The following is a 15,141-nucleotide window of genomic DNA, read 5'->3' as shown; positions in this document are numbered from 1 at the left end:
TACCACCCAATTTTAAAAGAATAATTTCTTTCCTCAATGATTTATAACGTAAATCTATACGGCTACACTCGCCTAAAACTCATGTAGCTACTCATAAGCTGAAAAATATATATCTTCTTTTATAACCATCTCAAAAAAAGGTTATTCTCTGTGAAAATTATAATATATATGGTCTTAATCAATGCTTTTTTCTATTAAATTTTATATTTGATCACCGCTAAATATATATTCTAAAAAATATTCCTTCTGAACTTTTATAAAAGTTCCTTTCATTCCTAGAGATCTAGATTCTATTATTCCTGCACTTTCTAATTTTCTAAGTGCATTTACTATTACAGATCTAGTTATTCCTACCCTATCTGCTATCTTACTTGCTATTAGTAAACCTTCTGTTCCATTAAGTTCTCTAAAAATATGCTCTATTGCTTCCTTTTCAGAATAAGATAATGAGTTAATGGCCATGACTACTAAATCTCTATCTCTCATAATATTTTTTTCTCTGTCTTGCTTTTCATGCAATATCTCTATACCAACAACTGTTGAAGCATATTCTGCTAATACTAAATCATCATCATTAAAGCTTTCATCTAACTTGCCTATTACTAATGTTCCAAGTCTTTCTCCTGCTCCTCTAACTGGTAAGAGTACCGTGAAACTTTTACCATCAAATCTTTCTTCTTCTTCAATTGGAAATATTGATAATTCATGTCTAAATGGTATGTCTACTTTTGTAGAATAAACCTTTAATGCTGCACTTATGTAATTATTTGTGACACGTCCCGTTTTTATCATGTCATCTAGTCGTTCATTAGAATAATCTATACTAGAATCATATCCGAGTATATTCCCCTCATTATCTAATATAAATACAACAGAGTCAAGGATTGCACTTAAACGCATAGCCATGGTTTCAAAATCTGCTTTTGAGTGTCTTCCTTCTTGCAAAATAGCACTAATTTTTCTTGTTTTTTGTAATAAACCTGCCATTTTGACCTCCTATTTATTGTTACTGCACATTTATTATACATTTATTTATATAAATTGTAAACAATTTCTAAAAAATACACTAAATTTTATCTGTAAATTTAGATAAAATTTCTAACGATCTTTTTGCATATTCAGAATATTTCTCTTTTTTGTCTTTTATTTTTCTCTCTAATGGTTTTATTATTCCAAAGTTGGCATTCATAGGTTGAAAATTTTTATTTGTTTTATCTACTATATAAGATGCCATTGCTCCTATCATGGTTTCTTTAGGGAATATTATTTCTTTACCCTTTTTATTATATATTGCATTTAAAGATGCAACAATTGCAGATGCTGCACTCTCTACATATCCTTCTACTCCAGTCATTTGTCCTGCAAAATATATATTATCATATGCTTTTAATTTATAAGTTTCTTTTAATAAATTAGGTGAATTTAAATAAGTATTCCTATGCATTACTCCATATCTTACTATGTTTGCCTTTTCTAATCCTGGTATCATATTAATTATTCTTTTTTGTTCTCCCCATTTTAAATGTGTTTGAAACCCTACAATATTATAAAGAGTCGCTTCTTCATTATCTTGACGAAGTTGGACTACTGCATAAGGTCTTTTGTTGGTTTTTGGATCTTCCAATCCTACAGGTTTCATGGGACCGAATAATAATGTTTTTTTCCCTCTTTTTGCCATTTCTTCAAATGGCATACATCCTTCAAAATATATTTCCTTCTCGAATTCTTTAAGAGGAGATACTTCTGCTGTAATTAAATTTTGATAAAAATTTTCAAATTCTTCTTTTGTCATAGGACAATTTAAATAGGCAGCTTCTCCTTTGTCATATCTAGATTTTAAATATATTTTATCAAAATTTAAAGTTTCTTTTTCAACAATTGGAGCTGCAGCATCATAAAAATACAAGTCTTCATGTTTTGTATAATTTTTTATATCTTCACTTAACTTATCACTTGTTAATGGACCTGTAGCTATAATGACTGGAATAGTAGTTTTAGGAACTGTTAAAATTTCTTTTTCTATCACTTTTATATTAGGATTTTTTTTTATTTCATCTGTTACCATATTGGAAAATTTTTCTCTATCAACAGCTAGTGCTCCTCCAGCTTTTACTCTAGTTTTATCTGCACATTTCATTATTAAGGAATCTAGCCTTCTCATTTCTTCTTTTAATAAGCCTACACCATTAGTAATAGAATCTGCTCTTAAAGAATTGGAACAAACCAACTCTGCAAAATTTGCAGTTTTATGAGCTGGCGTCATCTTTTTAGGTCTCATTTCATAAAGGTCTACTTTTATTCCTCTTTTTGCTATCTGATATGCCGCTTCACTACCTGCTAATCCAGCTCCTATAACAATTATTTTATCCATTATGCCTCCTTATTCAATTAAAATTATAATAATTCTTTAAAATCATCTTCTTCTATTGTTTCTTTTTTATCTTCTAATAAATTAATACTATCCTTATTTATTAAATATGTTTTTTTAGTTTCTAAACATTCATCTACTAATGAATTAAAAATATTTTCTTGCTCTTTTTCATATTTTAAAATTTTCTCTAATTTAGGTTTAGTTTTTGGTGCTTTAGGCGTAAAAATTGTACAACAATCTTCAAATGGCAAATTAGAAATTTTATAAGTTCCTATACTTTCTGCTATTTTAATTATGTCTATTTTATCCATAGTTAAAAGTGGTCTTAATATTGGCATGTTTGTTACTTCATTTATGCATTGCATAGACTCCAATGTTTGACTTGCTACTTGACCTAAAGATTCTCCTGTTGCTATGGCATAAATATTTTCGTTTTTCGATAACTTATCTGCTATTTTTAGCATATGTCTTCTTGTGGATGTCATCGTATAATTAGATTTTATATTTTTTACTATCTCTGTTTGTAACTTTGTAAAATTTATAACATGTAATTTAATAGTTCCTACAATTTCACTCAATTTTTGTGATAATGTAAATATTTTTTCTAAAGCTTCTTTTGACGTAAACGGTGGAGATTGAAAATGTATCATCTCTACTTCTACGCCTTTATTTTGTAATAATCTACACGCTACAGGGGAGTCAATACCTCCAGATAAAAGAAGCAAAACTTTTGAAGAAGTATTAACAGGGAATCCTCCCACTCCTTTTATTATATCTGTAAAAATAAAAATTCCTTCACTTCTAACCTCAACATTAATAATAAAATCTGGATTTTTTACATCAACCTTTAAATTTTTATAATTATTGAGAACGTAACTTCCAAATATATTATTTAACTCATTAGTATTTTTTTCAAAATTTTTATTTGCTCTTTTTGTTTGTATTTTAAATTTATAATTTTGTTTTGTTTTTTCTGAAAGAAGTTTATCTATATTCATTTTAGCTTCTTCTATATTAAGTTTTCCTTTTAAAACGGGAGAAAAACTATGAATACCTGGAATTATTTTTAATTTGTTTAATATTTCTTTAATATATAAATTATTATCTAAAAAAATATACATTCTATCTCTTTTAGTTTGAATATGATAATTTTTAAAATTCTTAAAATTTAATTTTATATTTTTAGTTAATTTTTTTAAAAAATCATTTCTATTTCCAGATTTTAATGTAAGTTCACCATATCTTACTATAATATGACTATATTCCACTTTCTATTACCTCTTCAAATTGTTTATATTTTTCTTTAAATATTTTAATAAATTCTTCTAATTCATCTTTTCTTGTAAAACATGAAAAACTTATTCGTATACTTCCTTTAATATCATCATCAGATATTCCTCTTGAAAGTAAGGCTTCATTTATGTTGTTTTTTTTAGAAGAACAAGCACTTTTGGTAGATACCATTATATTTTCTGCATTCAATGAGTTTATTATAGCTTCTCCTTTTATTTTTTCTATACTTATATTTATTATTGAATTGACATAATCTTTTTTTAAAGGAGAATTTACTTTTACATGTTTTAGCTTGTTGAATTCTTCTAATAAGTATTTTTTAAATTCATAATGCTTTTTATTCATTTCACTTACTTTTTCACTATATATTCTTAAAGCTTTAGCTGTTGATACTGCATTAGCCAAATTTACAGTCCCACTTTTTAAATTATCTTCTTGTCCACCACCAAGGCTTATATTTTTTATATTTCTTCTTTCTTTAATATAAAGTAATCCGCTTCCTTTTAATCCATGAAATTTATGTGCAGACAAACTATAACTATCTACTTTATTTATGTCTAAATCGGTTTTTAAAACTCCTTGTACTCCATCTACATGAAAATGAACCTTAGGATAATCTTTTAATATTTCTATAATCTTATCTATAGGTTGGATAGCTCCAAAAATATTATTTACTTCCATAACACTCAATAACACAGTATCTTTAGATATTAATTTTTTTAGATGTTCAATATCTATATGTCCACTTGGAAGAACATTTATATAATCTACTTTAAATCCAAAATTTTCTAAAAATTTAAATACTTCTAATACAGATGGGTGTTCTAACTTTGAAGTGATTATATGTTTTCCAAAATCTTTTTTATGCATAGCAGCCCCTATAAGTGCTATATTATTGCTTTCTGTTGCACAAGAAGTAAAATATAAATTTTCTTTATTTACTTTTAATATGTCTGCTATCTGCTTTCTACTTAATTCTAATAATTTTTTACATTTTTTTCCATACTCATTTATACTAGCAGTATTACCATAATATTTTTTATTTACTAATAAAAAAGATTCTAATACTTCATTAAATGGTTTAGTGGTTGCTGCATTATCAAGATAAATCAATTTTTTTCTCCTTAAAATCAAACATAAGTATTAAAAAAGCTAATATCTTTTTTAATACTTTTATAATTCATTATTCACTACATCTTTTAATATCAAATCCCATTTTGGTAAATATCTATCCATCCTTACTGGACGCACATTATCAAAGCGTAAAACACTATGTGAGGTTGTTGCTTTTATAACAATATCTCCATCTATAAAAAATTCATAGTTAAAAACTGTTTTTATGCCACTATGCTTTGATAAAATGGTTTTAATAAATAAATCTTTTACTCTATATTTTATATTCTTTACTACTGAAATTTTTATCTCATTGTCAGAATAATAAAAACCATAATTAGAAAGTGAATCTATATCTATACCAAGACTTTCTAAAAAATTTTTTCTAGCTAATGTAAGCCATTCATAAATGTACTTATTTTCTAAGTAATCTTCATTATTAAAAAATTTTTTCTCTAACTTGAATTTTATTGTTTTTTCGTACATTTTAACGCTCCTTATCTATAATATTTTGAATTGAATGCATTATTTTTTCTGTTATTTCTTTATGTTTATAACCTTCTTCTTTTAATTTAGGAGTATCTATAATATCTCCTATTACTATTTTTATTTCAGAGAATATTCTAAAATTTTTTTTAGGAACTATTGCAAATGTTAAAACTTTAGCATTTGCTCTAGTTGATATTAATGATACCCCTTGATGAGAAGCTCCAAGTTTTAAATCTTTTGAATGACTTCTGGTTCCTTCTGGAAAAATCCCTATATTTTCATTATTTTTTAAAGCTTTTATTGCTTCATTTATACAAGCTTTGTCAAAAGTTCCTCTTTTTACTGGTATTGACCTCATAGATTTAAGGCAAGATGAAATAAAAGGGATTTTAAAAAGTTCTTCTTTTGCTATAAACCTTATATCATTTTTAAAAAATGGAACAAATAATAGAGGGTCATGATTACTTAAATGATTTCCTGATATTACCATTCCTTTTGCATTTTCTAAAATATTTTTATTTTTTATAGTTACTTTGAAAAAAATTTTATAATAAATCGTTAATAAAAATTTGACAAGACTTCTCACTATTTTACCTCTTTTGCTTTTAAAATTATATTTTTTATTTTATCTACCACTTCTTTAATTGTAAGAAAAGTTGAATCTATTTCTATCGCATCATCTGTTTTTTTTAAAGGAGCTATCTGCCTATTTTTATCTTGAAAATCTCTTTTTTTTATTTCTTCTTTTATCTCTTCTAATGATAAGCTTTTTTCTTTTAATTCATTAAAACGTCTTTTAGCTCTTTCGTCTACACTAGCTGTTAAGAATATTTTAACATCTGCATTAGGTAATACAACGGACCCTATATCCCTGCCATCCATTATTACATTTTCTTTTTTTGCTAAATTTCTTTGGATTGTTATTAAATAATCTCTTACATTTTTACTCTTAGCAAATAACGAAGCATATTTAGAAATTTCTTTCGTTCTTATTTTTTCTGTTACGTCCTCACCATTTATTAATTGTCTTTGAATAGAACCGTCAAATAAAACTTTTATCTTTGTCTTTTCTAAAATGTTTTTGATCTTTTCTTCTTCTAATTTTTTTAAATTATTTTGTAAAAAATTATATGTTAAAGAGCGATATAATGCTCCTGTATCAACATAGTTGAATTTTAAATCTTCTGCTACTTTTTTTGTTATTGTACTTTTTCCTGAACCAGCTGGTCCATCAATTGCAACTGAAAAACTCATAATATTCTCCTAAATAATATAAATCTATTTTATTATACTATAAAATAAAACTAATTTCTAATTAAAAAATATTTTTTTAGATTATTTAAAATTTACAATTTTATTATGATTTTTTTTTGATATATCTATTAAAAACACTATAAAATTATCTCTTTTTTTAAATTGATTTTTTATTTTATAATTTCTTAAAATATTTTTTACAATGTATAATCCTAGTCCATTACTATTTTTTTTGTTTAAATCAAAATTAGAATTTAGTATTGAATCAATATCTAACTGTTCTTCATTGTTGAATGTATTTTCTATATATAGGCTATTTTTATATATACCTATGTTTATCTTACCATTTTCGTTAGTATACTTAACTGCATTACTTATTATATTTGATAATACTATTTTTAAAGCATTTTTCCCTATATATATTTTTTCTGTTGTTAAGTAATTATTAATAAATATATTTTTCCTTATTGCTAAAAATTCATATTTTTTGATTACTTCTTTTATTACATCATTTATAATTATAATTTCTTCATCATTTCTAAAATTTTCTGTTGCAGACAACATTAAAATTTGTGAAATATTTTTTGTTAATTCATCAACTATATCTATACAATTGTCTATATATTTTTCTTTGTTTTTATAATCCCCTATATTATACTTCATATTTTCTAATATTATTCTTAAACTAGCTATAGGAGTTTTTAATTCATGAGAAGCTCCTCTAAAGAAATCATATTTTATTTTTTCTAATTTCAATATTTCTTTATTTTTAACTTCTAAATTATCAATAAGTTCTAATAGATTTGAGTATAAATTATTTATTTGATTTTTTAATTCCCCTACTTCATTTGTAGAATTTACCTTTAATATAGCACTTCTATCTAATTGCATCATTTTGTAAGTAACATTCTTTATTTCTTTTATATTCTTAGTTATTGCCTTTGCATAAATCAATGAAATTATTAAAGATAAGATTAATGATACTGAAAGTGAATAAGGTAAAAATTTTAAACTAAGTTGCTTGGCGTCCTTTTGCATATCTGCTGTAGATATAAACTGTATAATCAACTCTTTTCCGTCATTTAAAGTTACCTCTCTTTCTTCTATTATAAGAGAATTATTTTTACTTTCCGAATCAAAATTTACATTTTTATCAATTTTTACCTCTCTACTTTCACCTTTTGATTTTATAATTAATTTTATTTCATTATTTTTAGAATAAAAATCTACTAAATTATTTACAAAATTTATGTCTTTTCCATTTATATTATTAGATATTTCATTAGCTTTTATATTAATTTCTTGTTTTCTGGTTTCTAAATATGTTTTTGGAAATATAAAAAATACTAATGAATGAACAATAATTATTATAATAATTAATATACTAAATATTTGTAAAAACATTTTAGGAAATATTTTTAAATTTCTCATTTTTTCTCCAATTTATATCCTACATTTCTTATAGTTATAATACAATCTAATTTTAATTTTTTCCTTAATTCTTTTATATATACATCAATTACTCTATCAAAAGGAATTTCTTCAGTGTTTCTCCATACATTACTAATTATATTTTCCCTTGTTAATGCTCTTCCTTCATTATTCAAAAGATATTTTAATATTTCTATTTCCTTAGCATTAACAATTATTTCTTTGTTATCTACTGTAGCTTTATAACTTGAAAAATTAACTTCTGTATTTTTATATTGGAATTTTTCTATATTTTTTGAATGTCTTTTTAATAAAGATTCTATCCTTACTTTTAAAACCGGAAGAGATAATGGTTTTTCTATATACCCATCAGCTAGTGAACTAAAAGCTTCTATCTTGTATTCTTCGTTTCCAAAAGCCGTTAAAATTAATATAGGTATCTTACTTTTTTTTCTAATTTCTTTTAATACTTCTAATCCATTTAAAAATGGTAGTTGAATGTCTAAAATTGTTAAGTCTATCGTGCTATCAAATTTTTCTATGGCTTTTATTCCATTATCAGCTTCTATAGTTTCATATCCAAATTCTTTTAAATAACCACATATACCTTCTCTTATTACTTTGTTATCCTCAACAATTAGTATCTTCATAATACCTCCAGATAAATTTTAATTCACTTTCTTAATATACTTTAAAATATATTTTACTTAATGTCTATTAATAATTCTTTTGGATTTTTTCTTAGGGTATTGAATGAGGATAATAATAATGATATTAATAATATTATTGACATAAATATTAAAACATAAATTATAGCTGTTGAAGTAATATTTATATCTAAACTAGTAAGAGTTTTATTAAATCCATCTACTTCAGCTCCTCCTCCTAATCCTGCTCCTCTTGATTCTTTTGCAATTTTTTTACTTATATCTCCTGTTACTTTTTTCAGTATATTATTTCCTAATGTAACAGAGGTATATTTTGCTAAGAAATACGCTCCTATATACGCTGGTACTGTTATAATTATTAATTCAAACATAAGTTGGACTAATATTTTGGTTTTCGATATTCCTAATGATAAAAATACTGCTATTTCTTTTTTTCTTGCATTCATCCATAAAAATAGTAATAAAGAAACTACTACTCCTGCAAATACTACAGAACCTATAAATAATTTATTTGCTATACCATAAATTCCTGAAATAGATTGTTGTAATGCTGGAAAATTAGAAGAACTTTTTATTAAAGTGTATTTTTGCCAATTTATGTTTAATTTACCTAATTCTTTTATTACTTGATCTAAATTTTTATTTCCTTTTACAAAGAATGTCGCATCCTGATATACTGCTGTATCTTCTGTATTTCCATATACTTTAGCTGCTGTATGTAAATCTGTTATTAGAGTATTTTCATAAAGTTCTTGTGCTGCACTCACTCCTCCTTTATTATGACCATCAAATAGACCCTTTATTTCTACTTCTACAGTCTCATCTGCTTTTTTTTCATTATCTGCATCATATATATTAGATTTTAACTCTATTTTATCTCCTATTTTTAAGTTATTTTTTTCTGCTAAATCTTTATGAATCAGTATTTTATTTTTATCATTACTATTTAGATGTTCTCCTTGAATTAACTTATATGCTCCAGAGATAAATTTATTTTCTTTTACGGATTCATTTACTCCTGTTAACATTACAGCTCTTTTGAATCTTTCTTCTACTTCTGGCGAGCGTCTATTTTTATTACCCTTTAACTCAACAATATCATAACCATCTAAGTTAGCAACACTTCCTATTCTTTTTACAAAACTATCTATGTTCCCTGATTCTGCTATTTTTTTTATATCCTCTCCTCTTATATTACCGCTTCCTCTTGCAGTACCTTGATTTACTCTTCTATTTATCTCCATAGTAAAACTATTATTTATATTGCTAAAAGTAGATTCCGCTGCTTTATTAGTAGCTTCTTTTATTGATATTCCTATCAAGCTTAAAGTAGTCATAGATAAAATAATTAGTAATATTACCACAGATTTAAAAGTTTTTCTTGTTACATATGCTAATGCATTTCTTACCATTTTTTTCTCCTTACATATTTTTTTTAGAAACAATTAATTTTTTATTACTTAATTCCAAAGTCATATCAGCCATAGTGGCAACTTCTTTACTATGAGTTACTACAATTACACATTTATTTCTTTCTTTTGCTAATTTGATTAATATATCTATTATTTCTTTAGCTGTTGAGTCATCTAAATTTCCTGTTGGCTCGTCTGCTAGAATTATAGGTGCGTGTGATACTAATGCTCTAGCTATTGCTACTCTTTGTTGTTGTCCTCCTGATAATTTCATTACATTTCTTCTAGTTTGACTTTTATCTAATCCTAAATCTAATAATATTTTTTCATCAGCTTTTTTATTTACTAATCTTATATTTTCTAATGGAGTTAAATAATCTATAAGATTATAATTCTGAAAAACTAATGATATATTATTTTTTCTATGATTTGTGTATCCATTTTTTTCTATATTATTGTTTTTAAATAATATTTGCCCACTTTTAGGTTTGTCTAACCCTGCTAGTAAAGACAATAATGTGGATTTTCCTGTTCCACTTTTTCCGATTATTGCATAAAACTTTCCTTCTTCAAACACCTGATTTACTGATGTTAAAATTTTTTCTTTTGAATTAGCATAACTATATGATAAATTTTTTATTTCTAATATACCCATTTTTCCCTCCTAACTTAATTTTGATAATATTTCTTTGGGTTTTTTAATTAAAATTGTTCCTGTAGTAAAAATTACAGATATTAAAATAATAATTATTAATATTAAATAACTTTCTAAAAAAGTTATTAAATTTTCAGTATTGTATCCTAAATTTACAATATTTGATGATATTTTTTGAAAGTCATCCAAAGTTATAATGCTAGATATCGTTTGTTTTACAACTATATTTCCTATTAATGCTGACAGAACTAAAGCCGGTATAGATACTAATATTAATTCTAGTATAAATTGTGTTATAATTTTCGCCTTATTAATCCCTAAAGATAGAAAAATTCCTATTTCATATATTCTCTCTCTTAGCCATAATATTAATAATAGACAAAGTACTATACAGCCACCTAACATAATAGAATATGTCATTGTTTTTATAATACTTTTTATTCCACTTATTGATTCCAAAACTTTTTTAAAAATATCTGAATTTTCTTCTATTTGGTATTTTTGCCAATCTACATCAATTTCTTTTTTCACTTGCTGCAACATTTGTTTTGTTTTTTGAGGATCATTAAAGTATAAAAATAACTTATCAACCAGCATTTCTTCTTCTTGCAAATTTAATGATTGCTGAGATGAAAGATAGTCAGTAAAAACACTATTTTCAGTTAAATCTGAAGATAACCCTGTATAAGATTCTTGTTTCTTACCAGAAAAGATACCTACAATCTCATATTCTATTTCCTTTGTATTTAATCCTCCCTTCTCAATAGATGTCATTTTTAATTTAACTCTATCATTTAGCTTTAAATTATTTTTCATAGCAAGATCTTTATGAATTACTATTTTATTTTTATCATTTTTATCTATATTTCTTCCTTCTTCTATATTAAACATTCCACTACTGAAAAAAATATTTCTTTTTGTATTAGTAGTAGCTATTACAGATAAAATATTTTTCATATTATCTGATAATTCTTCTCTCTCTACTTTTTGCTCTCCATCTACTACATTATAATTTAAGAGTTTTGCCACTCCCTCATATTGATAAACAAATTCTCCAATTCCATCTATATTTTTCAATTTTTCAAATTTTTTACTTTTAAAATAATTTGTTGAATTATTTTCATTTTTATTTTTTGTTAATATAAGTGATGAATTTGAATTTTTATATATTGTTTTTTCTAAATGTGTAGTTGTTTTTACTATATTCAAACATGAATATAGACAAGAAAGAACTAAAGTTAAAATTATTAAAAAAATTAAAGACCTGTTTTTTTTTCTTAAAATATACAATAATGCAATTTTTGCCAATTTATATTATTTACCTCCTTTTAATTATCCTTTTCTTATATATTAATAAAAAAATATGAAATGTTTATGAAATTCAATCATTTTTGATTAAATTATTTTTTGAAAAAGAAAATAAAATAGCGTTTTATTTTCTTTTAAACTGTGCTATAATAACTTTTGGTAACAGGGGAATTTTTAAAAGGAGTTTATAAAATGAAACAAGTTACACTAAAAGTTTTTGTGGCAAGTAGCTTAATTTTAACTACTGTTATGCCTACATTTTTATTAAATAAAGCTTTAGCTTATAATTCAGAGCAACATAAAATAAATATAGTTGAAAATTCAACTAAAAAAGAAGCTCCAGTTCTTGAAAATATGCCAAAGAACAGCAAAAATATAAACCTTACAGGTGACAAAGTGTTAGAAGCTCAACAAAATGGAGCATTATTAATAGATGTTAGAGATGAAATAGAATATAAATCTGGTCACATAAAAGGAGCTATAAACCTACCTTTAAGTAACATTGAAAACAAAATTTCTAACTATGTTAAGGATAAAAATAAAAAGATAGTTCTTTACTGCAACACTGGAAATAAAAGTAAAAAAGCTTTAGATAAATTAATTAAACTTGGTTACAATGATGTTTGGAACGGTCAAGGAGTTAAAGAATATTCTTATAATTTAATAAAAGAAGAACTTAATAAATTACAAGTTAAATTAGTTGATAAAAATGGAAATAAAATAAGTAAAACTATTAAAGCTACTGTCTACGATAGCTTTGGAAGTGAAGATGAAGGATACAATATAACATCAAAAGATGGAATTTTAGATTTTAATGATGTTTTAAATAAACCTAGCTTTGACGATCAAGCATTTTATATTATAAAAATAAAAACACCAAAAAACACAAAAATTTTAAATCTAAATGATAATAGCGAATATCCAGATAATATAGTCTTTAAACAAAACAAAGATAAAGAATATACTGTAAACAAATTTTTAGCTAACTCTTCTTCTGCTCCTATAGATAAACTTGTCTTAGATATAACAAATAATACAGAAGAAAAATATGAAAAAGGAGAAGAAGTAACAATCTCTGATATTGACGTTGTTGATAAAAATAACAAACCTTTAGCTGATAATACTTTATTTGAAACATTTAACAAAGAAAACAAAGATATGGTTGAATATAAAGTTAAAAATGGAAAACTTAGTGGAATTAAAGCTAAAGTAGGAGATAGAATGAAACTAGGGCTTCAAGACGAAAGCAAAAAAGACTATACATTAATGGATAAAAATAAAAAAACTACATATTTTAATTATGTATGGTTCAAAGTAAATGAAAAAGGACAAGCTATTCGTTTTAATGATATGACTAACGAAGATATCTCACAACTTACTAATATTCAGGCTATTAATAAAAATACTTTAATTGGCACAAAACCAGAAGGTGAAAAAATAAAATATAATGTCAATATATTTGATATAACTGCCAATAAACCTGTAACAGATGATGAAGTTAAATTCTCTATTACAGGAGATGGAGAAACTAAAGAAATTATTAGTAAAAATGGTATTATTTCATTAGACTTATATAAAAATACTAAATACACAATAAACTTAGTAAGAACAATGAAAAATTCTTATAAAATGAATGGATTTTCATTTATCCTAGATAAAGATGGAGTTTTAAAAACAGAAGATAACCAAAAATTAAGCTCATTAAATGTTTATCAAGGTTCATATTTAGTAAGAGTATATGTTTTATATAAAGGAAAATTTGCTAAACAAGGTCTAGAATTTGACATTACTGAAGATAATACAAAAAATACTCAAACAAGAAAAGTAGAAGGGAAATTTCTAAACTTTGATACAGAAATAAATAAATCATATACTATATCAATAAAAGATAATTCCGAAGGATATAAAATGGAACCTGTTCATATAACAATGAAAAAATATGACGGAGATGGTTTATACTGGGCAATGCTTGATAATGATAAAACTCCTAAAGGTGATGATGGTAAAATAAAAGCATTATTCCTTAAAAAAGACGGAGAAAATTTAGATACTTCTGTACCTAACGGAGGATGTGGAAATAGTAATTGTAATATTAGTAAAGAACTAATAACTCCTAAATCTCTTACTGTTGAAACAGATGATAACTCTAATATAGATGGAATGGTATTTAAATTATTTAACTCTACTACTCAAAACTATGAAAAAGACGTAAAAGTTGAAAATGGAAAAATAAACTTAAATCTATATTCTGGAAACAAATACTTCTTACAACTGGTAAATAATAAATACTATGCACACAATACATACATAGTAGCAACCAATAATAATGATACTCTAATAAATCCAAAAACTAATAATGAAATAACTAAAATAAAAGTAAATAAAAAATCAAAAGAACAAGAAGGAACAAATAGATATAATCAAACTCTACAAGTGATAAATAATGGAAAACCCGTGGATGATGTAACATTAGAATTTATAAGTGAAAATGATACTTTTAAAGCTACAGCAAAAAATGGAGTAGTTAATTTTAGTTTATTAGAAGATGTTACTTATATTGTAAAATCTCTTGATGACAGATATGAAACACTTATTTTCCCATTAGTTCTAAAAGATAAAATGGAATGGGGAAATCTTGATGATAAAAGGCTATTCGACCATACAAGTTGTAACAGTGTTCAATCAATAATATTATATGATAAAGGAAAAGCAGATAATAATGGAAAAATAACTTCTCCTCTTGGAACTATTACCATAAATGGAATGCATTTCAATAATCTAGAATTAAATGTGGAAACTTTAAATAAAGAAAACTTTACTACACTTAAAGATAAAGATGTTGAAATAGTTGATTTAATGCTTATAAATCCTTTTAGATGTGAAAAAACTAAAATACAAAGTGGTGAATTTAAAATTCAAAAAACATTGATGACAAATAAAGAAGTAAAAAAAGTTTATTACATTGATGAAAATGAAAAACAAATACCATTAAAATTTGATCAAAAAGGACAATTTTTAGACATTACTAATGTAACTGAACTTGGCAGTAAAAAACTTGTAATAGAATATAAAAATAATGAATTAGAATTCAAAGAAAATATAATAAACAAAATAGGTTACTTAGATAATCTAACAAAAGAACAAAAA

The 15,141-nt window shown here is 24.6% G+C and carries 13 protein-coding genes; 1 reads left to right on the top strand and 12 read right to left on the bottom strand.

The features are described from left to right. Positions 1-201 precede the first annotated feature (201 nt). From codY to HMPREF1871_RS03620, 12 genes are all read right to left on the bottom strand, one after another. The gene (gene codY, locus HMPREF1871_RS03675) at positions 202-987 is read right to left on the bottom strand and encodes a GTP-sensing pleiotropic transcriptional regulator CodY (RefSeq protein WP_066130198.1); all 786 of its coding nucleotides are present in this window, start codon (positions 985-987) and stop codon (positions 202-204) included. Between the two features lie 79 nt (positions 988-1,066). Then, complete coding sequence (trmFO, locus tag HMPREF1871_RS03670; protein WP_066130196.1) at positions 1,067-2,371, bottom strand: methylenetetrahydrofolate--tRNA-(uracil(54)-C(5))-methyltransferase (FADH(2)-oxidizing) TrmFO; 1,305 nt, start codon at positions 2,369-2,371, stop codon at positions 1,067-1,069. A 23-nt stretch (positions 2,372-2,394) separates the two neighbouring features. Beyond that, positions 2,395-3,639: a tRNA uracil 4-sulfurtransferase ThiI gene (gene thiI, locus HMPREF1871_RS03665; RefSeq protein WP_066130193.1), complete on the bottom strand. Its 1,245-nt coding sequence runs from the start codon at positions 3,637-3,639 to the stop codon at positions 2,395-2,397. After that, positions 3,629-4,777, bottom strand: a complete 1,149-nt coding sequence (locus HMPREF1871_RS03660; protein WP_066130190.1) for a cysteine desulfurase family protein — start codon at positions 4,775-4,777, stop codon at positions 3,629-3,631. Before HMPREF1871_RS03660 ends, thiI begins: the two co-directional genes overlap by 11 nt. A 60-nt stretch (positions 4,778-4,837) precedes the next feature. Then, complete coding sequence (locus HMPREF1871_RS03655; protein ID WP_066130187.1) at positions 4,838-5,263, bottom strand: acyl-CoA thioesterase family protein; 426 nt, start codon at positions 5,261-5,263, stop codon at positions 4,838-4,840. A gap of 1 nt (position 5,264) precedes the next feature. Then, a complete protein-coding gene (locus tag HMPREF1871_RS03650; RefSeq protein ID WP_066130184.1) occupies positions 5,265-5,852 on the bottom strand; it encodes a lysophospholipid acyltransferase family protein in 588 nt (195 codons plus the stop codon). After that, positions 5,852-6,520 carry a (d)CMP kinase gene (gene cmk, locus HMPREF1871_RS03645; protein WP_066130180.1) on the bottom strand — a complete coding sequence of 223 codons (669 nt, stop codon included), beginning with the start codon at positions 6,518-6,520 and terminating at the stop codon, positions 5,852-5,854. Before cmk ends, HMPREF1871_RS03650 begins: the two co-directional genes overlap by 1 nt. Before the next feature lie 81 nt (positions 6,521-6,601). Continuing rightward, positions 6,602-7,951 (bottom strand): sensor histidine kinase, encoded by a 1,350-nt coding sequence (locus tag HMPREF1871_RS03640; RefSeq protein WP_066130177.1) that lies wholly within the window; start codon positions 7,949-7,951, stop codon positions 6,602-6,604. Beyond that, complete coding sequence (locus tag HMPREF1871_RS03635) at positions 7,948-8,601, bottom strand: response regulator transcription factor (RefSeq protein ID WP_066130174.1); 654 nt, start codon at positions 8,599-8,601, stop codon at positions 7,948-7,950. The genes HMPREF1871_RS03640 and HMPREF1871_RS03635 overlap by 4 nt, the downstream gene beginning before the upstream one ends. Before the next feature lie 53 nt (positions 8,602-8,654). Then, positions 8,655-10,031, bottom strand: a complete 1,377-nt coding sequence (locus HMPREF1871_RS03630) for an ABC transporter permease (RefSeq protein WP_066130171.1) — start codon at positions 10,029-10,031, stop codon at positions 8,655-8,657. A gap of 10 nt (positions 10,032-10,041) precedes the next feature. Further along, positions 10,042-10,686, bottom strand: coding sequence for an ABC transporter ATP-binding protein (locus HMPREF1871_RS03625; RefSeq protein WP_066130169.1), 645 nt, complete (start codon positions 10,684-10,686; stop codon positions 10,042-10,044). Positions 10,687-10,695: 9 nt separating this feature from the next. Further along, a complete protein-coding gene (locus HMPREF1871_RS03620; protein ID WP_066130167.1) occupies positions 10,696-11,994 on the bottom strand; it encodes an ABC transporter permease in 1,299 nt (432 codons plus the stop codon). Between the two features lie 192 nt (positions 11,995-12,186). Here HMPREF1871_RS03620 and HMPREF1871_RS03615 point away from each other — a divergent pair. Continuing rightward, the coding region (locus HMPREF1871_RS03615) for a rhodanese-like domain-containing protein (RefSeq protein ID WP_157058054.1) at positions 12,187-15,141 on the top strand (2,955 nt) is incomplete at its 3' end.

It is taken from the genome of Gemelliphila asaccharolytica (assembly GCF_001553005.1).
GTDB lineage: Bacteria > Bacillota > Bacilli > Staphylococcales > Gemellaceae > Gemelliphila > Gemelliphila asaccharolytica.
This window is presented reverse-complemented; position numbering and strand designations above follow the sequence as displayed.